Source organism: Streptomyces sp. Da 82-17, assembly GCF_046098215.1.
Classification (GTDB): Bacteria; Actinomycetota; Actinomycetes; order Streptomycetales; family Streptomycetaceae; genus Streptomyces.
In genome coordinates this window covers 379,863-399,854 of the sequence record NZ_JBJURH010000005.1, presented here as the reverse complement: position 1 = coordinate 399,854, position 19,992 = coordinate 379,863, and the positions used below count along the sequence as shown (strand labels likewise).

Below are 19,992 nucleotides of genomic sequence, written 5' to 3'. Positions count from 1 at the left end.
CCGATCGGCCCTTGGCCGGTAGGGGCCATGCGCACCGTCGAGAAAAATACCTTCGGGAGGGTATTTTGTTGTCATGGGGTTCTCACCGGACAGGAGAGACGCAGCGGATGCGAGACATCGCCGATGAGCCAGGAGCGGTCGGCACGGACCCGACGCCTGCTGCTGCACGCCGCGGCCGAGGAGTTCGCCGCGCGCGGGTACTCCGGCGCGCGGCTCCAGACCGTGGTGGACCGGATCGGCATGACCAAGGGCGCGTTGTACGGGCACTTCGCCTCCAAGGCGGAGCTGGCCCGGGCCGTGGCCGACGAGGCCGCGTCCTGCTGGGAGCGGCTGAGCGCGCAGCGGCCGGCGCGGCCCTCCGACCCGGTCGGCGAACTGCGCACGCTGGCCGGGCAGTTGGCGCGCCTGATGGACGACGACACCGTCTTCAGGGCCGCCGTACGGCTCGCCTCGGACGGCCGGCGCGGAACCCGGGAGCGGGACCTGGTGTCCCTGGTCTCCGACCGCCTCACCGAACTGGCACGCCGGGCGCAGCAGCAGGCCGCGCCCGCCGTGGCGGTCCCGCCGGTGGCCCTCGCCGACCTGGTCACCACCGCGATCTTCGCCGGTTCGCAGCCGGGCGCGGAGAACGGCATCGGCAGCCGCACCCGACTCGACGGCCTCTGGGGGCTGTTCGGCGCGCGGGGCGGTTGAGGTGGCCCCCGGGCTGCCCCGTACGACCTCATCGATCCGTCAGGGAAAGGCAACGGACGACATGAGCGCAGCGACCATCGGGCCGCAGGCACTGCGGCTCTTCGAGTACGCCTCGTCGCGCAGCGACTGGACGGTGCGCAGCGCCTGCGAGCAACTCGACACCACCGTCGGCGAGATCGAGCGGGCGCGCAGCGAACTGATCGGGCTCGGCCTGCTCATCGAGTCGCCGGACGGCGGCGCGCAGGGCGGCGAGCCCGCCACCAAGGCCACCGCGCCGGAGGCCGCGCTGCTGCGGCTGCTGACCGCCGAGGAGGAGGCCGCGTCCCGGCTGACCGAGCAGATCCGCCGTACCCGCGAGCAGATCGACGCGATGCGCGAGGTGTTCCTGCCGCTGCACACCGCGCGTTCCAACGGGCTGAGCGGCGAGGTCGTCACCAGCCCCGAGAAGATCGCGCGGGTGCTGAGCGACACCGCCGACATCGCGACCTCGGAGATCCTCAGCATGCACCCCGGGCCCGTGATGGCGCCCGAGATGCTCGCCGAGGGGCTGCGGCGCGACGTGCAGGTCCTGAACCGCGGGGTGGCGATGCGCAGCATCCATCTGCGGCCGATGACGCGGATCATCCACTCGATGACGCATCTGCAGGAGCTGCAGAACGCGGGCGCGCAGGTGCGGATCGCCACGATCGTGCCGTTCCGCTTCATCCTCGTCGACCGTGTGCAGGCCCTGGTGCCCGCGCTGCACACCAACTCCTCCAAGGCCATGATGGTGCTGCGCGGCGAGGCGGTCACCGCGCTGCTCGTCAAGGTCTTCGAGATGTGCTGGGCCTCGGCCGCCCCGCTGGAGGCCGCGGAGCCGGGGCAGGACTCGGGGCTCAGCTCGCAGCAGCTGTGGGTGCTGCGGCTGATGTCGACCGGCCGCAAGGACGAGGCCATCGCCCGTGAACTCGGCGTGTCCGTACGGACGTTGCGCCGGGTGATGGCCGACCTGATGGCCCGGCTCGGGGTGGAGAGCCGCTTCCAGGCGGGCATCACGGCGGCGCGGCTCGGCCTGCTCGACTGACGCCCCCCCGGGCCGAGGGGGGAGGCCCGGTACCTGCGTCGGCCGGGGCGGGGGAGGGGCGCGGTCCGGAGGGGCTGTCCGGTTGCGGCCAGGTCGCAGAGTGCCGCGTTCCGGCTCTGGTGGCCGCCGCGCGCCCCGGCGACGATGAGGGCTCCGCCGCAACGGCAGCGAGTCTGGAGCCCCTCGTGTTCGACCCCGCGTTCCTCAAGTCCCTGACGGGGACACCGATGCGGGTGCAGTGCGCCGTCCTGCCCGCCGAGCCGCCGCACGCCCCGCCCGCCGACACCGGCCGGGACTGGTCCGTGCTCCGCGTGACGCTGCGCAACGCCGGCCGCGCCGGACGCGGCGAGGCCACCCTCCTGCCCTTCCTCGACGCGCACGCCCCGGACGTCGTACGCGCCCAACTCGGCGGCACCCGGGACCGGTTGGAGCGGATGATCAGCCCCGTCGACCTGGCGGAGATGCTGCCGCCCGGGCCGCTGCGCAGCGCCCTCGACGCCGCCCTGTGGGACCTGCTCGCCAAGCGCAGCGGGCAGCGCGTGTGGGAGCTGCTCGGCGTGCCGCCGCCCCGCCCCGTACCGGCCGTCCTCACCCTGCCGTGGGGCGAACGGCCCTGCCTGGACGCCGAGTTACGGCACAGCCACGCCTACGGCGCGCTCAAGCTGATGCTCGGCGAGGGCACCGTGGCGGACGACCTGGACCGCCTGCACGCCGTGCGCCGTCGCCGTCCCGACGCCTGGCTGATGGTCGACGCGGGCGGGGCCTGGGACGTGGACCGGCTGCACACGATGCTGCCGATGCTGCAGGCGCACGGGGTGCGGCTGCTCGAACAGCCCGTGGAGGAAGGGGAGTCGGGCGCCCTCGTGGGGCTGCGCCGCCCCTTCCCGATCATCGCCGACCTGGCGTACGGGGAGAGCGGCGACGGCCTCGGCCGGCTCGCGTCGCGCTACGACGGCATCAACCTCAAACCGGACGCCGTCGGCGGCCTCACCGCGGCCCTCGACCTGATGCGGCAGGCGGACCAGCGGGGCCTGTCCGTGCTGCTCGGCGCGCCGCCGGCGACCCCGCGCTCCTGGGCGGCCGCGCTGCATGTCGCGGCCGGCGCGGACCGGGTCAACTTCTCGCAGTGGCTGCGGACCGAGGACGACCCGCAGGCCGGACAGCAGGACACGGACGGGGTGTTGGCCCCGCCCGCGCCCTCCCTCTGGGGATAGACCCGGCCCCGCAGGAACAGGTCGCACGCCACCGCCGTCGGCTCAGCCCCAGATCAGGTCGTCCTCGGAGGCCGGGTCGGTGGCCGTCGTCCGTATCTCGGCGGGGGAGGCGTCGCTCACGAGGGCGGCGGAGCCGGCCAGGGCGGTGGCGGCGAGCGCGAGGGCGCAGACACGGACGAGCTTGGCGGCGACGTCGGTGGTGGCGGCGACGGGCGTCAGCATGATTTTTTCCTCATTCTTTGAAAAGACCGGTGCGCGGCGGTGACCGCGCTTTCAGGAAAACCTTCCATTCCTTCTCCACCTTCGGGCAACAGGTGGAGGTGACCCAGCGGTGCCGTGTCCCCGAGCGGCCACCGACCGACGTATCAGTAATTCAAGAAAAGGTTTCCGGAGTTGGCCGCCACCGGCCCGCGGGAGCGCTCGACCCATGCGGGTCATGGCCCTGACCGGCCAGTCGATCAACGCGTCGCGGACCCTCGACTCGACCTAGTGTGCGCGCTGTTGAGATCCATGAGGAGCTTCGGCCCAGGAAAGGAACCTGATGACACCGACGGCCGGTTCACGACGGATATCCATTTTCGACACCACACTCCGGGACGGCGAGCAGGCCCCCGGAAACGCCATGAATCCGCAGCAGAAACTCGACATGGCACTGCGCATTGAAGCGCTCGGCGCCGACTTCATCGAAGCCGGATTTCCGGCCTCGTCGCCGAGCGAGTTCGAGGCGACCCGGCTCATTTCCCGGAACATGACGTCGGCCCGCTTCACCACGTTCTGCCGGGCCGTGCGCGCCGACGTGGACACCGCCGTCGAGGCGGGCGGCGCCGAGCGCCACCAGGTGCAGATCATGGCCACCGGCAGCGACATGCACCTGCGGCACAAGCGCGGCATCAGCCGGCAGCAGGCCGTCGACGAGGTCGCCGACACGGTCGCCCACGCCCGCGCCCTCGGCGTCGAGGCCGTGTCGGTCGGCATCGAGGACGCCAGCCGCGGCGAGGACGAGCTGCTGCGCGCCATCGCGCTCGCCGCCGTCGATGCCGGGGCCACCTGCTTCGCGGTCGCCGACACCTCCGGCTGCAACCTGCCGCAGGAGTACGCCGCTCTGATCGGCAGATTCCGCGCCTGGCTGCCCGACGCCGTGCGCATCTCCACGCACTGCCACGACGACTTCGGCCTCTCCCTCGCCAACGCGGTCGCGGGCCTTCAGGCCGGGGCGGACGAGGTGCAGGCGACGCTCGGCGGCATCGGCGAACGCGCCGGCAACACCCCGCTGGAGGAGCTGGCCGCGCTGCTCTCGTACAAGGGCGGCATCCTCGGGATGCACACGGACATCGACGTGTCCGCGATGTACGCGGCGTACACGGCGATGCGGCAGATGATCGGCCTGGAGGAGCCGCGCAACAAGGCGATCTTCGGGACGTACGCCTTCGGCACCGCGGCCGGCATCCACCAGCAGGGCATGCTGCGCAACCCGGCGACGTACGAGTACGTGGAGCCCGCCCGGTTCGGCCGGGAGCGGTCGCTGCTCATCGGCCGGCACTCGGGGCGGGCCGTGCTGCGGCACATCCTCGACGAGCTGCAGATCACGGTCACCGACGGGGAGTTGACCGAGCTGTACCGCGAGCACATCGCCGAGCGCGCGGGCGGCGACTGCGAGGACATCTCCGTACTGAAGGACCGCCTCGCCGGCCTGCTGCTCGGGGACCGGCTGCCCGCCGCCGCCTGAGCAGCCCGCGGACCGGGCCCGGACTCCCCGGGCCCGGCCCGCTCGTGGCCACCGCGGTGGCCGGGAACGGAGATCGGAGTGGAGATGACCGTGGATTACGCGGCGGACGGCCTGGTGCTGCGGTACGAGCAGGAGCGCCCCGACGTGTGCGTGCTGCTCGCCGACGCCGACCCGGTGGCCCGGCATGTGCTCGCGGCGGCGCTCGGCGGGGCGGACGGGGTCACCGTGCTCGGCACCGCCGACAGCCGGGAGCCGCTGCACCGCTGGCCGCTGGCCGGGGTGCAGGTCGTCGTGCTCGCGGACGGCTCGGGCCCGCAACCGGGGCCGCTGGCCGCGGAGTTGGTGCACAAGGGCATCCGGGTGCTGCTGCTCGGCACGGGCTGGACCGGCCGCTCGCTCGGCGCCGCGCTCGCCGCGGGCTGCGCCGGCGTCCTCGTCAAGGACCCGGAGATCGGCCGGCTCGCGGCGGCGGTGCGGGCGGCGGCGGCCGGGTACGTGGTGGTGTCGCCGGAGCTCGTGGGCCTGTGGACGCCGCAGCGGCCCGGGCCCGCCGCCGCGCCCCGGCCGCGGCGCGGGGACCGTACGGCGGGTCTGCTGCTGCGCTCCCTCACCGAGCGGGAGCGGGAGGTGCTCACGCTGCTCGCCGAGGGGCTGTCCACGCGCGAGGCGGCCCGCCGCCTCAAGGTGACGCCGGCGACGGTCAAGAGCCATGTGTCGCACGCCCTGGCCAAGTTGTCGGTGCGCAACCGGCTGGAGGCGGTCCTGCTGATGCGCCGGGCGCTGGACGGGGACCGGCCGCCGTGGTCGTGAGCTCCCCCGGCCGTACGTGTCCGGGGATGCCGATCCGGCCGTACGTGTCCGGGTATGCCGATCCGGCCGACGGTGCCCGGGGGAGGGCTGCACCGTCGGCCGGAGGTTCTCAAGGGGGTGCGGGTCAGTCGCCGACGCGGCCGCGCACCCCGTCGAGCCAGCGGTCCGCGTGCTGCTCGGCGGCGGCCGCGTCCCGGAAGGCGTACGTCTTCAGGAGCCAGCGGCGGCGGGCCCGGGCCGGGTCGTTGATCTCCATCTTGTCGCGGCTGTGCAGGCCGTCCTGGTTGGCGAAGGTGAACAGGTCGCCGGTGCGGATGCGGTGCCGGGTCTTGTCCGCGCGCACCATCGCGTTCTTCAGGGCGAGCAGCGCGTCCTTCGCGGACTCGGGGGCGCCCGGGGCGGCGGTGGTGCAGGTGTCCAGGTAGCGGAAGCTGTGGTGGTTCTCCAGGATCGGGTGGACCTCGGAGACCGTCAGGTCCTTGTTGTTGTCCCGCGAGAACACGTCGAACGGGGTGACGAACTGCGCCTGCCTGAGCTGGCGTCGGTCCTCCTCGCTCAGGTGGGCGAGCAGGTCGCGGCCGTCCACGAAGCCGGTGTAGATGTAGTCGCCGTCGGGGCAGTTCATGCCGAGCAGCGAGATGAAGTCCGCGCGCACCGGGTGCGCCGTACGGTCGTTGTGGTAGACGAGCTCGCTGTCGCTGAAGCCGGTCTGCATGCCGCTGTAGCGGTTGATCGCGACGACGTCCGTGAAGAAGTCGCCGTTGAACCGCGTCGCGTACGACAGCAGCGGGGTCTCCACCAGCTGCGCGAACAGCTCCAGGAACGCCTCGCCGACGAAGGTCTTCTTCTTCGCGTGCTTGTCCGCGACCGGGTCGTCCAGGTCCAGGACCGGGATCTCCTCGTCCAGCGGGCAGTTGCGGAGCACATGGGCGTCGGAGGCGCCGCTGTCGCGGTCGGCCCGGATCCGCGCGCAGACCTCGGTGAAGAACCCGGGCACCTCTCCCCGGGCCACCAGGTCGCCGACGGCGCGGGAGAAGGCCTCGTAGTCCTCGTACGGGTGCTTGGCCACGGAGCGCAGCACGGTGGCGAGGCGGTCGCGCTCGGCATCGGAGAGTACGTAGGTCGGTTCCATGCCCCGCACCCTCCCGCCCGCCCGGCACCCCGCACATCGGCCGCCGGAGGAGCCCGGCGCGGAGGCGTACGCCGATGGCGGGGGCGGGGTCGGCCGAGGGTGGAGGCGGCGACGGGGGAGGGTCGGCCGAAGGTGGAGGGCGGCGAGTAGGGTGCGGCAGATGACTCCCACCTCCGGTTCCCCGGCCCCGTTCCGCCTGCTCGTCACGGGCGGCGGCACCGGCGGCCACACCTATCCGGCCCTGACCGCCGTCCGCACGCTGGAGTCCCGGCTCGCCGCCGAGGGCCGGACCCTCGACGTGCTGTGGATCGGCACGGCAGAAGGCCTGGAGGCGCGGGTGGCCCCGGCCGAGGGCATCCCGTTCACGACGGTCGCGACGGGGAAGATCCGCCGCTCGTCCAACCCGCTGAAGATGCTGGGCCCCGCCAACGTGAAGGACATGGCACGGGTGCCGCTCGGCGTCGCGCAGGCGCGGAAGAAGATCGCCGAGTTCGCCCCGGACGTCGTCCTCGCCACCGGCGGGTACGTGGCCGTCCCGGCCGGGCTCGCGGCACGGATGTGCAAGCGCCCGCTGGTGCTGCACGAGCAGACCGTCCGGCTCGGGCTCGCCAACCGCAAGCTGGCCTCGTCGGCGACGTACGTGGCGGTGTCGTCGGAGTCGACGCTGCCGCTGCTCCCGGAGGCCGTACGGCCCGCGGCGGTCGTGACGGGCAACCCGGTGCGGCCGGAGGTCCTCGCCGGGCACGCGGACAAGGCGGTCGCCGCGCTCGGCCTGACCGGCTTCGATCGACGGCTGCCGACCCTGTACGTGACCGGCGGCGCGCAGGGCGCCCAGCAGATCAACCGGGTGGTCGGGGACGCGCTCGGGTGGCTGCTGGAGCGGGCGAACGTGGTGCACCAGTGCGGGCCGGACAACGTCGCGTCCCTGCGCGAGCGCGCGGCGCAGCTCCAGCCGGAACTCGCGGCCCGCTACCACCTCACCGGGTTCGTCGGCCCGGAACTCCCCGACGTCCTGGCCCTCGCCGACGTCGTCGTCTCCCGCAGCGGCGCGGGCACGCTCGCGGAGCTCACCGCGCTCGGCAAGCCCGCGGTGTTCGTACCGCTCGCCTCCGCGGCCGGCAACGAGCAGGCCCACAACGCCCGACACCTCCAAGAGGCGGGCGCGGCCCTGTCGTTGGAGGGCGAGGTCACCACGGCCCGCCTGCGCGAGGCCCTCGCCCCCCTCCTCTCGGACCCGACCCGCCGAGCGACGATGGCGAACGCGGCCCGGGCGCACGGGCGGCCGGATGCGGCGGAGCGGTTGGTGGACGTGCTTCTTTCGGCGGCGGGCGGCTGAGCCGGTTCGGCGGGGCGGGGCCGAGTGACCCCAGGGCTCCGGGTGTCCGGGGGAGCAACTCGGGCGCGCGGCTTGGGTGGGGCGGCTGCGGTTGTGCGGCTCCGTACGGGGCGGATGCCGGTGGCCGGGGTCGGGTGACCCCAGCGTCCGGGGCTCCGGGCCTCTGCGTTCCAGGCCTCCGGGCCGGAGGCCTCAGGGCCTCAGGGGGAGCAACTCCCCGGGCCCGGCTGGGTGTTGGGCGGGCGGGCCGGTCGGCCGGGCTGCTTGGGGTCAGTCCGAGAGGACAAGTCCCAGGGAGCGTTCCAGGCCCACCGCTCCCTCGTCCGTCAGGTGGACGACGCGGGGGGCCGTGCCCCAGCGGATCCAGCCGAGGGTGAAGAGGCGGGACGTGAGGGCCGCGCCGAGGCCGCCGGCGAGGTGGTGCTGGTGTTCGCTCCAGTCGACGCAGTAGCGGACGGCGGGGCGGCGGGGCGGCAGCCGGTCGGTGTCGACGCCGAGCCCGGCGAGGATCGTGCGGCCCTCGTCGGTGAGGTCGTAGCGGACGTCGCGGCCGTACGCGGAGGGGCGGTCCCGTACGGCCTCCTTCGGGCGGTGGACGCCGTCGTGGCCGGTCAGGACGTTCCGCTCGATCAGGGTCCGCATCAGGGCGACGCCGAGCTGCCCGGCGAGGTGGTCGTAGCACGTGCGGGAGCGGTGCAGGGCGTTGGCGCGGCTGCTCTGCCGGAGCGAGGTGATGGCGAGGGGCGGGGCGATCAGGGCGAGCGCCTCCAGGGCGGCGCTGACGTCGGGCCCCGCGAGGCGGTAGTAGCGGTGGCGGCCCTGCTCCTTGACGGTGAGCAGCTCGCCCTCGACGAGCTTGGCGAGGTGCGCGCTGGCGGTCGCGGCGCTGATGCCCGCCTCCCCGGCCAGGGCGCCGGCGGGCAGGGCGCGGCCGTCGGCCAGGCACTTAAGGATGCGGGCGCGGGAGGGGTCGGCGACGAGGGCGGCGGCGCGGGCGATGTCGGTCTGGTGCTTGAGCGGCTCGCCGGACTGCCCCTGCACCTGTCCCCGTACCTGTCCCTCGGCCTTGCTGGCTTTCGGCATGGTGTCAGCGTACGACAACGACACTTCGATGTCCGACGAAGCGTCTGGCGCTGATGCTTTTTTCATGACCACCGCAGAGATCACTCCCGGTACGCAGCGGACGGCCCCGCAGCCCGCCGCCCCCGCTCCCGCACCCGCGCTCGCCCTGCCGCCGCTGCTCGCGCTCAGCCTCGGCTACTTCCTGGTGATGCTCGACGTCACCGTCGTCAACGTCGCCATCCCTGACATCCGCGCCTCCCTGGACACCGGCACCGCCGCGCTCCAGTGGATCGTCGACGGCTACAGCACCGTCTTCGCCGGGCTGCTGCTCCTCGGCGGCGGCCTCGCCGACCGGCTCGGGCACCGCCGGATGTTCCTCACCGGCCTCGGCGTCTTCAGCGCCGCCTCCCTCGCCTGCGGCCTCGCCGCCACCCCCGGCGTGCTGATCGCCGGCCGGCTCGCCCAGGGTGCGGGCGCGGCGCTGCTCGTACCCGCCTCGCTCGCGCTGCTGCAGGCCACCTACCCGGACAAGGCCGTGCGGGCCAGGGCCATCGCGATCTGGGGCGCCGTCGCCTCGGTGGCGTTCGGGGCCGGGCCCGCGGTCGGCGGGCTGCTCGTCGCCGGGTTCGACTGGCGGGCCGTGTTCTGGCTGAACCTGCCGGTCGCCGCCCTCGCCGTCTGGCTGACCCTGCGTCACATCCCGGTCTCCGCCCGCAAGTCGGACGCCCGCCGCATGGACCCGGCCGGTCAGATCCTCGGCATCGTCGGACTCGTCGCCCTGGCCGGCGGCCTCAACGAGGCGGGCTCGCAGGGCTGGACCTCGCCGCTGGTGCTCTCCGCGTTCGCCGTCGGCGTCGCCGCGCTGGCCGCCTTCGCGCTGGTCGAGCGCACCCTGGAGCGCCGCGAGGCGCAGGGCCGCACCCGGCGGGCGCCGCTGCTGCCGCCGTCCCTGTTCCGCTCCCGCGCGTTCACCTCGACCGCAGCGATCGGCCTGCTGATCAGCCTCGGCTACTACGGCATGCTCTTCCTGACCACCCTCTACTTCCAGCAGGAGCGCGGTTTCAGCGTCCTGGCCACCGGGCTCGCCCTGCTGCCCTCGGTCTGCATGGGCCTGGTCGCCGCCCCGCTGTTCAGCCGCGTCGCCGCCCGCACCGGCCCGTACGTCCCGATGGCGGCCGGACTCGTCCTCGGCACGGCCGGTTTCCTCGGCTGGCTGCTCGCGGGCCCCGGCACCTCGTACCCGGTGCTGCTGTTCGCCCTGGTCGCGACCGGTCTCGGGCAGACCATGACCGCGCTCGCCGCGACCGCCGCGATCATCGAGTCCGCCCCCGCGTCGGGCGCCGGCATCGCCTCCGCCGTCTTCAACGTGTCCCGGCAGGTCGGCAGCGCCGTCGGCGTGGCCCTGTTCGGCACGTTCGCCGCGACCGCCGCCGACTTCACCGCGGGCCTGCACCTGTCGGCCGTGCTCGCCGCTGCCGCCTTCGCCTGCGGGGCGCTCCTGGCCTGGTCGGTACGGCGCAACGCGGAGCGGCGGGACGCGTGACCGGGAACCCCGAAGGGAGTGAACGGGAGACCCGAAGGGGGTGAGCGGGAGACCCGAAGGGGGTGAGCGGGAGACCCGAAGGGGGGTGAGCGGGAGACCCGAAGGGGGCGTACGGGAAAACCGAAGCGGCGGATCGAAAGGTCCGATCGGCGGCCCTGTCCAACCCTTGGGAAAGACTCCCGCCCCGTCGATAGAGTGCCGCGCATGGCGACCCCAGAACGGCTGATCGAGGCCACCCGCGCACTGCTCTGGGAGCGGGGCTACGCGGGCACCAGCCCCAAGGCGATCCTGCAGCGCTCGGGCGTCGGCGTCGGCAGCATGTACCACCACTTCGACGGCAAGGCGGGCCTCGCCCGCGCCGCGACGGAGCGCAGCGCGCAGGAGCTGATGGACGCCGCCGAGGCCCACTTCTCCGGCCCCGGCCCGGCGACCCGGCGCATCGCCTCGTACCTGCTGCGGGAGCGGGACGTGCTGCGCGGCTGCCCCGTCGGCCGGCTCGCGATGGACCCCGACGTCGTCGAGAACCCCCGGCTGCGCGCCCCGCTCGACGAGCTGTTCGGCTGGCTCCGCACCCGCCTCGCGGACCTGGTCGAGGAGGCCCGCTCGGCGGGCGAGATCGACGCGCGGCTCGACCCGCAGGCGGTCGGCGCGACCCTCGCGGCGGTGGTGCAGGGCGGCTACGTGATGGCCCGCTCCGCGGAGTCCACCGAGCCCTTCGAGGCGGCGGTCCGGGGGGCGTTGCAGCTCATCGGGTACGAGGGGGACGGCTAGGTGCGGCCGATGTGGGTGATCAGGATGCGGATCACGTGGTCGTCGATGGTGTACAGGGCCCGGTAGCGGCCGACCCGCAGTCGTCGGTAAGTGCTGCCGTAGGGCGCGGAGTCGGCGGGGCGGGGGTTCTCGGCGAGGCGGTCGACTGCCTCGTACAGCGCGGCCAGGCCCTGCGGGTCGTCCTTCAGGAAGCGCACGGCGGCGCTGGTCGCCTCGGGTTCCCAGATGACGGAGTAGGTCACGGACGCAGCCCCAGCATGCGGCCGACTTCCTCGTGCGGGACCCCCTCGCCCAGCGTTCCCTCAGCCTTGCGCCGCTCGTACTCGGCGACTGCGAGTGCGTCCTCGAGATCCTCGATGACCTGGGGCGACACCAGGAGTGCGGCGACATGGCCGTGGTCCGTGAGCGCGATGCTCTCCCGGTTGTGCGCGGCACGACGTACGAGATCGCCGAGCTCGGAGCGTGCTCTGCTGATGGAGATCTGAGTCATGCCCACACGATGGCACAAGATTAACCTTCTGTCATCATGTGGCTCCCTGTCGCCCGGCGCGGGACGGGGTGACGGTACGCCGATCAGCCGGCCGACTGCTCGATGGCCTCGAAGACGTCCGCGTCGGTCTCCTGCTGCCACTTCGGCAGATCGGCCCAGTCGGCTACGTAACGGGCTTCGGGTCCTCGAAGTGGTGGTACATCTGCGCGGTCCAACACGTTGCGACGAAGCGGCTCTTCTGCTCGCGTGACAGTCGTGAGGCGTGACCACCACTCAACTCCAGGAACTGCCGCACCTGTTCGTACACCGCGCCCGCGGCCCGCCGCTCCCACTCGGGGGTGTCCTCCCACGGCGTCACGTAGCCGGCCTTCGGTTCGCCGGGGAAGTGCTCATGTACTCCTGCGATCCACGCCTCGCGGAAGAGCCGGGCGCCTTCGGCGACGCGGCCCTACGTGCCGCGCGCGGGCCCGTCTGCCGAACGACAGGGCCTAGACCGGTCGGCCGCGGCTCCACAGCTCTTCGGAGGACTCCGTGAAGCGGTCGAACATGCCGCCTGCGTCCGCCCTGCGCAGGTGCAGCAGCGGGGAGTCGTGGCCCACCAGACGTGCCAGATGAGGCGTCACCAGGGCGTCGTTGTCGAAACGGAACGTCGACAGGCTCACGTGGTTCACGGCGTCTTCTGCGGCGCTGAACCGCACCTCGAGGTTGGCCAACGGACCGATCCGCGCCACTTCGTCCAGCGTCATGCGGATGCGTGTGGAGACGGTCAGCGCCACGGCTTCGATGGTTTCCCGGTCCCGCGTGGTCTGACTACTCCGGGTCGCCCAGCAGGAGACGGATGCGGCAGCCTGCCGCGGATTTCTCGCGAAGTGTGTCGTTGAAGTGGGGCTGTTGGGTCCAGAAGAAATAGTTCGTGTACCCCGCCAAGAAGAGGTCGGACTGTGCGCCGGCCACCAGCTCGCCCCATAGCGTCGAGGGTGCCGCCGATCGGTACGGGTAGGTCCGGATGATCTCCCGGTCTGCCCCCGTCTTGATGCGGTCGGTCACCGCTTGAGGCCACAACATCTCTTCGTCCACTCCCAGTGCCCGCGCGGCGTCTACTCGGCTCTGGCGGTGTGGCTGAGCTTCGTCGTCCAGCCAACGCTTGACCGTCTTCGGGGAAACCCCGATTCTCCGAGCCAGGCGCTGAGGAGTCATCCGGGCTTCCGCCATAGCCGACTCTAGTCGCTCATTCAAGACAACCCCCGTGGACACTTTGGACATTGTCAGCCGAGCGCGTGTCCGTCCCAACTACCCCTGAATGGTGGGCGCTTGTGGCCTTTGTGCTGGGCCAGTATCCAGCAGCATGGACAGCGAGCGAGAGGGGCAGCGCGATGCGTTACGGGCTGGATGACGTGGTCATGGACGTGGAGCGCTGCCTGGTGGGTCAGGTCAAGGGCTTCGACAACGACGAAGTGATGTTGGAGCGTCCGAGCGGGATCCGCTGGTTCCAGCTGAGAGGGCATGTGCGGACAGCGAGCCGTGAAGAGGCCCAGACACTCAGCGTTCGCACTGCGCTTCAGACTCTGAGTGCCTGGTGCGACTCGTGAAGCCCGCGTGTAAAGACGGCACGGCAGCCGGCGCGGTACTGGGCTTCATCCCCAAGACACCCTGAGCGCTGGGCTTCGAGCCAGGCGCTGAGGGTGAACCAAGAGCCCCACCCCGAACGGTGACTCCTTGCCCGGAACACTCCGGTTCGTCGCTGCCTGCTCCCGCAACCCCGGCGTGGGGCTCGCCCCGTCGCGAATCGTGGATGAGGGGTGGCACGCCTTACTCCTGCACAGCGCGGTGTACGCGGACTTGTGCGCCTCTCTCGGCGGGGCGTTCGTCCACCACCACCCGGGGTACGACCCGACGAACTACGACCCGGAGATCCTGAACCGCACTCGCGCCGCCATCACTGCCATGGGATGGGACCCGGAGGAATGGACCAACCCGCGCTACGCGGAACTGGTCGCAGCCTGGAGGCGCGCGCAGCGTCCGGAATCGCGTGACCCCGAGCCCAAGCCGGTACGAGGATTCGTCGTCCCGTCCAAGGGCTGAGTAGCGCGACCCCTGAGGCCCCGTTCGGATCTGATCCGGGCAGGGCTTCTGCATGGGCCTCCGGTCCGCCCACCGTCAGCCGCGACTCCCCAAAACCCGCCCCATCCGCCCCAAAGCCTCCCGCAGGATGCGTGGGGACGTTGCGAAGGAGAGGCGTACGTGGCCTTCGCCGCCGGGGCCGAAGGCGGGGCCCGGCATCAGGGCCACGGCTGTCTCGTCGAGGAGCCACTGCGTGAACGCCGTCGCGTCGGGGAAGTCCGTTCCGGTGATGTCGGCGAAGGCGTAGAACGCGCCGTCCGGGGGTGAACAGGTCACTCCGGCAAGGGAGTTGAGGCCGTCCACCACCAGGTCGCGGCGGGCCGCGTAGGCGCGGGTCATCTCCTGGACCGGTTCCTGCGGGCCCGTGAGGGCCGCGACGCCGGCGCGCTGCACGAACGAGCCCGCGCAGCCGACCGTGTGCTGCGCCACCTTGAGGAGCTCGGCCATCAGGTCGGTGGGGCCGGCCGCGTAGCCGAGGCGCCAGCCGGTCATCGCGTAGCCCTTGGAGAAGCCGTTGACCGTGATCGTGCGGTCGGCGCAGGACGGAAGGGAGGCCAGGCTGAGGTGTTCTGCGCCGTCGTACAGGATCTTCTCGTAGATCTCGTCGGCGACGAGGAGGACGTCGTGCTCGGCGGCGAACTGGCTGACGGCGCGGGCCTCTTCACGGGTGAGGGCCCGGCCGGTGGGGTTGTTCGGGGAGTTCACCAGGAGGGCCTTGGTGCGCGGCGACACGTGCCGTTCGAGCAGTTCCCGGGTGATCCGGAAGCCGTTCGCGCCGTCGAGGGCGACCTGCACGGGCCGGGCGCCGATCAGCCGGGCCATCGCGGTGTAGCTGACCCAGCTCGGCGTCGGCACGAGGAGTTCGTCGCCGGGGTCGAGGACCGTCAGCAGGGCGGCGTACAGGGCGTGCTTCGCGGACGGCGTGACCACGATGTCGCTCGCCGGGTCGACCAGCACGCCGTTGTCCTTGGCGAGCTTGTCGGCGACGGCCCGGAGCAGCTCGGGCACGCCGCGGCTCGGGGTGTAGTGCGTGAACCCGTCGTGCAGCGCGCCCACGGCCGCGTCCACGATGTGCTCGGGGGTGTCGAAGTCGGGTTCGCCGCCGCCCAGGTCGAGTACGTCCACGCCCTGTGCGCGCAGTTCGGCGACCCGGTCGAAGACGGCGTACGTCGCGGACGCGCCGACGGCGCCGAAGCGGGATGCGGCCCGGTTGGCCATGAGGGTTCAACTTCCTTTTTGGATAGGGGAGTTATGGCGTGGGAGGGGGCGTGGTCAGTGGGGCTTCGGCAGCGCGTCCTCGACCGTCGTCACCGTGGCGATCCGCGCCAGCACCTTCAGCGCCGCCTCGTGGATCTCCGCGTCCCCCGCGAGCGTCGCGTCCTGAAGGACCTGCACCCGGAAGTCCAGGTCGTGCCCGGCCTGCGCGGTCGTCAGGACCACCAGCTCGGTCGAGACGCCGGTGAGCAGCAGCGTGTCGATCTCCCGCGTACGCAGCAGGAGTTCGAGGTTCGTGCCGTGGAACGGGCTGATGCGGTGCTTGGCGACCACCGGCTCCCCGGGCTCGGGCGCCAGCGCGTCGTGCACCTGCGTCGCCCACGTGCCGAGTTGCAGCCGACCGTCGGGCCTGGCCTTCTCGAAGACCGGGGAACCGGCGGGCCACTCGGCGTAGTTCGCGCTGAAGCCGACGACGACGTAGATCACCGGGATGTCCGCCGCGCGGGCCCGGGCGATCGCCTCGGCGGTCCGCTCCAGGACGCCCCGGTCGCGGGCCTGCGCGAAGTAGCCGTCCGCCGCGTACTTTCCGTCGGGGTGCACGATCTCGTTGATGAGGTCCAGGACCAGAAGCGCCGGGCGCCGGCTGCCGTTCCCGGTGACGCTGCCACTGTTCGTGCTCATTTCTTCTTACCTCTTCCTGCGCTCGCGGAAATTGCATGAAGAACACTCATGCAATGCATCAATAAAGCTGTCTTGAACTGCAGATACAGCGATCCGTATCTTTCTGGTGCGGTGAGACGGATACCGCCTACCGAAAGGTGCAGATAAATGAAGGTGGCAATAGTCGGCAGTGGCCCCAGGGGACTTTCCGTCCTGGAGCGCATGGCCGCCCGCCTCGCCGAGAGCCCGGTCGACGAGGGCCTGGAGATCTATCTCATCGACTCCCACCAGGTCGGCAGCGGCCGTATCTGGCGCACCGACCAGCCGTCCTGGTTCCTGATGAACACGGTCGCCGACGAGGTGTCCGCGTTCTCCGGGCAGCCCGACGGCGGCCCGGCGCGACCGGGCGCGGGCCCCTCGCTCGCGCAGTGGTGGAGCAGTGTCGACCCGCACTATCCGGGGCCCAACAGCTATGCGCCGCGCGCCCTGCACGGACGCTACATGCAGTTCATTCTGCGGACCGTCGAGGAAAACCTCCCCGAGAAAGTCAGACTCATTCCGCTCAAGGCGACCGTGCATGCGCTGGAGCGCACCGGCGACGGATATCTGCTCGCCCTCGAAGAAGGCGCCCACCTCACCGTCGACAAGGTCGTCCTGACCACCGGGCACACCACGCCCGAACTCACCGGAACGCAGGCCCGCCTCGCCGCCTTCGCCGAGGAGCACCCGCACCTGCGCCACATCGCGGGCGACTCGGCGGCCGACATGCCGCTCGACGCCGTACCGGCCGGGTCGCCCGTCGGCGTCCTCGGGCTCGGCCTCTCCTTCTACGACGTGCTCGCCGCGTTCACCGAGGGCCGCGGCGGCGTCTTCGAGGACGACGGCGACGGCGGCCTCCGCTACCGGCCCAGCGGTCGCGAACCCGTGATCGTCGCCGGTTCGCGCAGCGGTATGCCGCTCCCGGCGCGCGGCCGCAACCAGAAGCACCACGACCACCGCTACGACCATGTGCTGTTCACGACCGAGCGCGTCCTCGCGCACAGCCGCCACGGTGCGATCTCCTTCGCCGACGACGCCCTGCCCTGGCTCCTCGCCGAGGTCGAACTCGTCTACTACGCCACGACCTTGACGCACCGTCACAGCCCGGGCCGGGCCGCCGCGTTCGAGGCCGAGGTGGTCGCCGCCGCCGAGGCCGGTGTGCCCGACGTGGTCGCGATCGCCGCCGGGTACGGGCTCGGCGACGTGCCGCGGATCGACCTGGACGAGCAGGCCCGCCCGTTCGCCGACCGGCACTTCGACAGCCCCGAGGAGTTCCGCCGGGCGCTGAGCGCGGCGATCGCCGACGACCTGGCGCACGCCGCGGCCGGAAACGTCGACGACCCGCTGAAGGCCGCGCTCGACGTCATCCGCGACTCCCGCGCCGTGATCCGGTCGCTCGTCGACTTCGGCGGCCTCACCCCGGACTCGCACCGCGAGGACTTCCTCGGCTGGTACGTGCAGCGCAGCTCGTTCCTCGCCGCCGGGCCGCCCCGCACCCGCCTGCGGCAGGTCCGCGCGCTCCTCGACTGCGGTGTGCTGCGCATCGCCGGCCCCGGCACCCGCTTCCTGCCGGACCCCGCATCGGGCCGCTTCGCCGTGCACTCGCCGTACGTGGCGGGCTCCCGGGTCCTCGTCGACACCGTCGTCGACGCCCGCGTGCCCACGCCCGACGTGCGCCTCGACCCGCACCCGCTGACCCGCAGCCTGCGCGAGCAGGGCATCTGGACCTCGTACGTCAACCACGGGGCGGACGGCGGCCGTTTCGACACCGGCGGGGTCGCCGTCACCGAGGCGCCCTTCCACCCGCTGGACCGCGCGGGACGGCCCGACAAGGGGCTGTACGTCCTCGGCATCCCCACCGAGCACACCCGCTGGTTCATGCAGGGCGGCAGCAGCAGGCCCGGGTTCTGGACGGACTTCGTGCAGAACGCGGACGCCATCGCCGCCGACGTGACCGCACCCGTCCTCGCCCGGACCTCCGAACTCGCCGCCTAGCAGCCCCAGTCGACCGAAGGCAGCCCCGCCGCTGTCGCCTCCCGCCGAAGCCTTCGACACAGGAAAGCGAGACCGCCCATGTCCGTCGTCACGAGACCGGCCGCCCCCGAGGCCGAGCCGCAGCAGCGCCATGTCACCGTCGTACGCGACATCTTCGACCCCGTCGGCCTGGACGCGCTGCGCTGGGAGCGCTGGCAGGAGCCCGGCCGCGCCGGCGTCGACGTGCACCGCCTGTACGTCACCGACGACGACGCCTCCGGCGCCGCGATGATCACGCGGATGGCCCCCGGCGCCCACGGCGACCTGCACGAACACCTCGGCTACGAGCTGATCCTCGTACTGGAGGGGGAGCTGTGCAACGACAACGGGGACCGGTACCGGGCCGGTGACCTCGTCGTCGAGGAGCCCGGCAGCGTGCACCGGGTCAGCACCGAGACCGGCTGCACGGTCCTCGGCGTGCGGCACGCGCCGACCCGCCCCGTCGTCTGACCCCCGCCCGGCGCCGTACGACCGCCGGGGGCCCGCGCAGCAGGACCGGCGGAGCCGCACCCCGCACGACGGACGGAGGAGCTGCCTAGCTCGCAACGGGCAGCCTCCTCCAGTCGTCGCGCAGCGCCAGCGACCGCGCCACGTCGATGAACGCCGCCACCACCGGGGAGTCCTGCGCCCCCGGGCGGGTGCCGATCCCCAGGTGCCGGACGACCGGCGGGGACAGCGGCACCAGGCGCACCTCGGGCAGCGCCGCCGGGAGCGCGAGGCGCGGCAGCACCGTCGTGCCGAGCCCGGCGGCGACCATGGCGAGCAGCGCGTTGACGTCCCGTACGTGATGGCTGATCGCCGGTTCCAGGCCCGCCGTGCGGAACGTCGCGCGGACCAGCGCCTCGATGCCGCCGACCGGCATCAGGAACGGCTCCCCGGCCAACTCGCCCACTTTCAGGGCCTGTTGGGCGGCCAGGGCGTGGCCGAGGGGCAGCACCGCGAACATCTCGTCCTGCAGCAGCGGCGCCGTGGCCAGGCCCCGCTTGGGCAGGCCCACGATGCCGATGTCGATGGCGCGGCCGTGCAGCCACCGGGCGATCTGGGTGTCGCTGCCCTCGCGCAGCTCGATCTCCAACAGCGGGTAGCGGGCCTGCAGTTCGGACATCAGGCCGGGCAGCAGCCGCGCCGCGAAGCTCTGACTGGTGCCGATGCGCACGGTCCCCTCGGGCTCCGAGCCCGCCCCGCGAGCCGCCTGCCGTACCCGTTCCGCCTCGGCCACCGTGGCGCGGGCCGGGTCGAGGGCGCGGCGCCCCGCGTCGGTGAGCTGCACGCCCGAGCGGTCCCGCACCATAAGCGTCACGCCCAGCTCCGCCTCAAGTCCTGCGATGGCGTGGCTCACGGCGGACTGGCTGATGCCGAGCGCGCGGGCGGCGTTGGTGAAGCTGCCGGTGTCCGCGATGGCGACGAACGCCGCGCACTGCGACAGCTTCATCGCACGGCCACCGGCGGCGCGGCCCGGTCGGCGGGCCGGGGGCTCGTACGGTCCCGGGTGACCGGCAGTGCGGGCCGCCGGGTCGCCTCGTACGCCGCGATGTCCGCCTCGAAGTGCAGGGTGTCGGCGATGGCGTCCAGGCCGCCGAGGAGGCGGCGCCGGGCGTCCTCGTCGAGGGTGAAGTCCTGCACGAGGCCGGCGCACCGCACCTGCAGCCGCTCCAGGTCGACGGTGACGGCCGCCGCCGGGTCGGCTTCCGTGAGCTCCCACAGGCGCTCCACCACGTCCTGCGGGACCACGACCGTGAGCAGGCCGTTCATCAGCGAGTTGCCGCGGAAGATGTCGCCGAAGCGGGGTGCGATCACGACCCGGAAGCCGTAGTCCTGCAGCGCCCACACCGCGTACTCGCGGGACGAGCCGGTGCCGAAGTCCTGGCCCGCGACCAGCACGGACGCGCCGCGCCGCTCCGGCCGCTCCAGGACGAAGCCGTCCTCGGCGCGCCAGTCGGCGAACAGGGCGTCGGCGTGGCCGCTGCGGCTCGTGCTGGCGCAGAACCGGACGGGGATGATCTGGTCGGTGTCGACGTCGGTGCGGCGCAGCGGGACGGCGGTCCCGGTGTGGACGGTGAACTTCTCCATGACGGGTCTCCGG

General features: G+C 72.5%; 23 protein-coding genes and 2 pseudogenes. 12 read left to right on the top strand and 13 right to left on the bottom strand.

What is annotated here, in order from left to right:
• The first annotated feature begins 123 nt into the window (after window positions 1-123).
• The 3 genes from ACIDOF_RS11715 to ACIDOF_RS11705 all read left to right on the top strand — a co-directional run bounded on the left by ACIDOF_RS11715 (window position 124) and on the right by ACIDOF_RS11705 (window position 2,970).
• On the top strand, window positions 124-693 hold the full coding sequence (locus ACIDOF_RS11715) for a TetR family transcriptional regulator (RefSeq protein ID WP_409005733.1): 570 nt from the start codon (window positions 124-126) through the stop codon (window positions 691-693).
• Window positions 694-754: 61 nt separating this feature from the next.
• Window positions 755-1,756, top strand: a complete 1,002-nt coding sequence (locus ACIDOF_RS11710) for a LuxR C-terminal-related transcriptional regulator (RefSeq protein WP_409005732.1) — start codon at window positions 755-757, stop codon at window positions 1,754-1,756.
• Between the two features lie 185 nt (window positions 1,757-1,941).
• The gene (locus ACIDOF_RS11705) at window positions 1,942-2,970 is read left to right on the top strand and encodes an enolase C-terminal domain-like protein (protein ID WP_409005731.1); all 1,029 of its coding nucleotides are present in this window, start codon (window positions 1,942-1,944) and stop codon (window positions 2,968-2,970) included.
• A gap of 42 nt (window positions 2,971-3,012) precedes the next feature.
• Here the strand turns inward: ACIDOF_RS11705 and ACIDOF_RS11700 are convergent, their stop codons facing one another.
• Window positions 3,013-3,192 (bottom strand): hypothetical protein, encoded by a 180-nt coding sequence (locus ACIDOF_RS11700; protein ID WP_409005730.1) that lies wholly within the window; start codon window positions 3,190-3,192, stop codon window positions 3,013-3,015.
• Between the two features lie 319 nt (window positions 3,193-3,511).
• Here ACIDOF_RS11700 and ACIDOF_RS11695 point away from each other — a divergent pair, with 319 nt between their 5' ends.
• Both ACIDOF_RS11695 and ACIDOF_RS11690 read left to right on the top strand, forming a co-directional pair.
• A complete protein-coding gene (locus tag ACIDOF_RS11695) occupies window positions 3,512-4,696 on the top strand; it encodes a LeuA family protein (protein ID WP_409005729.1) in 1,185 nt (394 codons plus the stop codon).
• An 84-nt stretch (window positions 4,697-4,780) separates the two neighbouring features.
• The gene (locus tag ACIDOF_RS11690; protein WP_409005753.1) at window positions 4,781-5,506 is read left to right on the top strand and encodes a LuxR C-terminal-related transcriptional regulator; all 726 of its coding nucleotides are present in this window, start codon (window positions 4,781-4,783) and stop codon (window positions 5,504-5,506) included.
• 124 nt (window positions 5,507-5,630) lie between these two features.
• Here the strand turns inward: ACIDOF_RS11690 and ACIDOF_RS11685 are convergent, their stop codons facing one another.
• On the bottom strand, window positions 5,631-6,638 hold the full coding sequence (locus tag ACIDOF_RS11685) for a TauD/TfdA family dioxygenase (RefSeq protein WP_409005728.1): 1,008 nt from the start codon (window positions 6,636-6,638) through the stop codon (window positions 5,631-5,633).
• Window positions 6,639-6,798: 160 nt separating this feature from the next.
• Here ACIDOF_RS11685 and ACIDOF_RS11680 point away from each other — a divergent pair, with 160 nt between their 5' ends.
• Window positions 6,799-7,974, top strand: a complete 1,176-nt coding sequence (locus tag ACIDOF_RS11680; RefSeq protein WP_409005727.1) for a UDP-N-acetylglucosamine--N-acetylmuramyl-(pentapeptide) pyrophosphoryl-undecaprenol N-acetylglucosamine transferase — start codon at window positions 6,799-6,801, stop codon at window positions 7,972-7,974.
• Window positions 7,975-8,244: 270 nt separating this feature from the next.
• Here ACIDOF_RS11680 and ACIDOF_RS11675 read toward each other — a convergent pair whose 3' ends face one another.
• On the bottom strand, window positions 8,245-9,057 hold the full coding sequence (locus ACIDOF_RS11675) for an ArsR/SmtB family transcription factor (RefSeq protein ID WP_409005726.1): 813 nt from the start codon (window positions 9,055-9,057) through the stop codon (window positions 8,245-8,247).
• Between the two features lie 64 nt (window positions 9,058-9,121).
• Between ACIDOF_RS11675 and ACIDOF_RS11670 the strand changes: the two genes are divergently transcribed.
• Together ACIDOF_RS11670 and ACIDOF_RS11665 are read left to right on the top strand one after the other, a co-directional pair.
• The gene (locus ACIDOF_RS11670) at window positions 9,122-10,579 is read left to right on the top strand and encodes an MFS transporter (protein WP_409005725.1); all 1,458 of its coding nucleotides are present in this window, start codon (window positions 9,122-9,124) and stop codon (window positions 10,577-10,579) included.
• Window positions 10,580-10,783: 204 nt separating this feature from the next.
• A complete protein-coding gene (locus ACIDOF_RS11665) occupies window positions 10,784-11,350 on the top strand; it encodes a TetR/AcrR family transcriptional regulator (protein WP_409005724.1) in 567 nt (188 codons plus the stop codon).
• On the opposite strand, the gene ACIDOF_RS11660 is transcribed toward ACIDOF_RS11665, so the two are convergent.
• The 6 genes and pseudogenes from ACIDOF_RS11660 to ACIDOF_RS11635 all read right to left on the bottom strand — a co-directional run.
• Window positions 11,347-11,592 carry a type II toxin-antitoxin system RelE family toxin gene (locus ACIDOF_RS11660; RefSeq protein ID WP_409005723.1) on the bottom strand — a complete coding sequence of 82 codons (246 nt, stop codon included), beginning with the start codon at window positions 11,590-11,592 and terminating at the stop codon, window positions 11,347-11,349. The two genes, ACIDOF_RS11665 and ACIDOF_RS11660, sit on opposite strands and share 4 nt — an antisense overlap.
• Entirely contained in the window at window positions 11,589-11,840 is a 252-nt protein-coding gene (locus tag ACIDOF_RS11655) for a type II toxin-antitoxin system Phd/YefM family antitoxin (RefSeq protein ID WP_409005722.1), read from the bottom strand. Before ACIDOF_RS11655 ends, ACIDOF_RS11660 begins: the two co-directional genes overlap by 4 nt.
• Window positions 11,841-11,923: 83 nt before the next feature.
• Window positions 11,924-12,246, bottom strand: a pseudogene (locus ACIDOF_RS11650) (hypothetical protein).
• Window positions 12,247-12,328: 82 nt separating this feature from the next.
• The gene (locus tag ACIDOF_RS11645; RefSeq protein ID WP_409005721.1) at window positions 12,329-12,616 is read right to left on the bottom strand and encodes a hypothetical protein; all 288 of its coding nucleotides are present in this window, start codon (window positions 12,614-12,616) and stop codon (window positions 12,329-12,331) included.
• A 34-nt stretch (window positions 12,617-12,650) separates the two neighbouring features.
• Window positions 12,651-12,887, bottom strand: a complete 237-nt coding sequence (locus ACIDOF_RS11640) for a hypothetical protein (RefSeq protein ID WP_409005754.1) — start codon at window positions 12,885-12,887, stop codon at window positions 12,651-12,653.
• A 75-nt stretch (window positions 12,888-12,962) separates the two neighbouring features.
• Window positions 12,963-13,037: pseudogene (locus ACIDOF_RS11635) on the bottom strand (hypothetical protein); the annotation flags it as partial.
• Between the two features lie 116 nt (window positions 13,038-13,153).
• Between ACIDOF_RS11635 and ACIDOF_RS11630 the strand changes: the two are divergent.
• Both ACIDOF_RS11630 and ACIDOF_RS11625 read left to right on the top strand, forming a co-directional pair.
• Complete coding sequence (locus ACIDOF_RS11630; protein ID WP_409005720.1) at window positions 13,154-13,429, top strand: hypothetical protein; 276 nt, start codon at window positions 13,154-13,156, stop codon at window positions 13,427-13,429.
• Window positions 13,430-13,556: 127 nt separating this feature from the next.
• Complete coding sequence (locus ACIDOF_RS11625; RefSeq protein ID WP_409005719.1) at window positions 13,557-13,922, top strand: hypothetical protein; 366 nt, start codon at window positions 13,557-13,559, stop codon at window positions 13,920-13,922.
• 75 nt (window positions 13,923-13,997) lie between these two features.
• Here the strand turns inward: ACIDOF_RS11625 and ACIDOF_RS11620 are convergent, their stop codons facing one another.
• Window positions 13,998-15,179, bottom strand: coding sequence for a pyridoxal phosphate-dependent aminotransferase (locus ACIDOF_RS11620; RefSeq protein ID WP_409005718.1), 1,182 nt, complete (start codon window positions 15,177-15,179; stop codon window positions 13,998-14,000).
• A 54-nt stretch (window positions 15,180-15,233) separates the two neighbouring features.
• A complete protein-coding gene (locus ACIDOF_RS11615; RefSeq protein WP_409005717.1) occupies window positions 15,234-15,857 on the bottom strand; it encodes a cysteine hydrolase family protein in 624 nt (207 codons plus the stop codon).
• Window positions 15,858-16,004: 147 nt separating this feature from the next.
• Between ACIDOF_RS11615 and ACIDOF_RS11610 the strand changes: the two genes are divergently transcribed.
• Together ACIDOF_RS11610 and ACIDOF_RS11605 are read left to right on the top strand one after the other, a co-directional pair.
• On the top strand, window positions 16,005-17,870 hold the full coding sequence (locus tag ACIDOF_RS11610) for an FAD/NAD(P)-binding protein (protein WP_409005716.1): 1,866 nt from the start codon (window positions 16,005-16,007) through the stop codon (window positions 17,868-17,870).
• Window positions 17,871-17,948: 78 nt separating this feature from the next.
• Window positions 17,949-18,359, top strand: coding sequence for a cupin domain-containing protein (locus ACIDOF_RS11605; RefSeq protein WP_409005715.1), 411 nt, complete (start codon window positions 17,949-17,951; stop codon window positions 18,357-18,359).
• 85 nt (window positions 18,360-18,444) lie between these two features.
• Here ACIDOF_RS11605 and ACIDOF_RS11600 read toward each other — a convergent pair whose 3' ends face one another.
• Window positions 18,445-19,341, bottom strand: coding sequence for a LysR family transcriptional regulator (locus tag ACIDOF_RS11600; protein WP_409005714.1), 897 nt, complete (start codon window positions 19,339-19,341; stop codon window positions 18,445-18,447).
• The gene (gene leuD / locus ACIDOF_RS11595) at window positions 19,338-19,979 is read right to left on the bottom strand and encodes a 3-isopropylmalate dehydratase small subunit (protein ID WP_409005713.1); all 642 of its coding nucleotides are present in this window, start codon (window positions 19,977-19,979) and stop codon (window positions 19,338-19,340) included. The genes ACIDOF_RS11600 and leuD overlap by 4 nt, the downstream gene beginning before the upstream one ends.
• Window positions 19,980-19,992: the final 13 nt, after the last annotated feature.

Bases quoted from the DNA above. Each gene is read 5' to 3' on its own strand.
- ACIDOF_RS11715 (WP_409005733.1), top strand. From the start codon at position 124: ATGAGCCAGGAGCGGTCGGCACGGACCCGACGCCTGCTGCTGCACGCC.
- ACIDOF_RS11710 (WP_409005732.1), top strand. From the start codon at position 755: ATGAGCGCAGCGACCATCGGGCCGCAGGCACTGCGGCTCTTCGAGTAC.
- ACIDOF_RS11700 (WP_409005730.1), bottom strand. From the start codon at position 3,192: ATGCTGACGCCCGTCGCCGCCACCACCGACGTCGCCGCCAAGCTCGTC.
- ACIDOF_RS11695 (WP_409005729.1), top strand. From the start codon at position 3,512: ATGACACCGACGGCCGGTTCACGACGGATATCCATTTTCGACACCACA.
- ACIDOF_RS11690 (WP_409005753.1), top strand. From the start codon at position 4,781: ATGACCGTGGATTACGCGGCGGACGGCCTGGTGCTGCGGTACGAGCAG.
- ACIDOF_RS11685 (WP_409005728.1), bottom strand. From the start codon at position 6,638: ATGGAACCGACCTACGTACTCTCCGATGCCGAGCGCGACCGCCTCGCC.
- ACIDOF_RS11680 (WP_409005727.1), top strand. From the start codon at position 6,799: ATGACTCCCACCTCCGGTTCCCCGGCCCCGTTCCGCCTGCTCGTCACG.
- ACIDOF_RS11675 (WP_409005726.1), bottom strand. From the start codon at position 9,057: ATGCCGAAAGCCAGCAAGGCCGAGGGACAGGTACGGGGACAGGTGCAG.
- ACIDOF_RS11670 (WP_409005725.1), top strand. From the start codon at position 9,122: ATGACCACCGCAGAGATCACTCCCGGTACGCAGCGGACGGCCCCGCAG.
- ACIDOF_RS11665 (WP_409005724.1), top strand. From the start codon at position 10,784: ATGGCGACCCCAGAACGGCTGATCGAGGCCACCCGCGCACTGCTCTGG.
- ACIDOF_RS11655 (WP_409005722.1), bottom strand. From the start codon at position 11,840: ATGACTCAGATCTCCATCAGCAGAGCACGCTCCGAGCTCGGCGATCTC.
- ACIDOF_RS11620 (WP_409005718.1), bottom strand. From the start codon at position 15,179: ATGGCCAACCGGGCCGCATCCCGCTTCGGCGCCGTCGGCGCGTCCGCG.
- ACIDOF_RS11615 (WP_409005717.1), bottom strand. From the start codon at position 15,857: ATGAGCACGAACAGTGGCAGCGTCACCGGGAACGGCAGCCGGCGCCCG.
- ACIDOF_RS11610 (WP_409005716.1), top strand. From the start codon at position 16,005: ATGAAGGTGGCAATAGTCGGCAGTGGCCCCAGGGGACTTTCCGTCCTG.
- ACIDOF_RS11605 (WP_409005715.1), top strand. From the start codon at position 17,949: ATGTCCGTCGTCACGAGACCGGCCGCCCCCGAGGCCGAGCCGCAGCAG.
- ACIDOF_RS11600 (WP_409005714.1), bottom strand. From the start codon at position 19,341: ATGAAGCTGTCGCAGTGCGCGGCGTTCGTCGCCATCGCGGACACCGGC.
- leuD (WP_409005713.1), bottom strand. From the start codon at position 19,979: ATGGAGAAGTTCACCGTCCACACCGGGACCGCCGTCCCGCTGCGCCGC.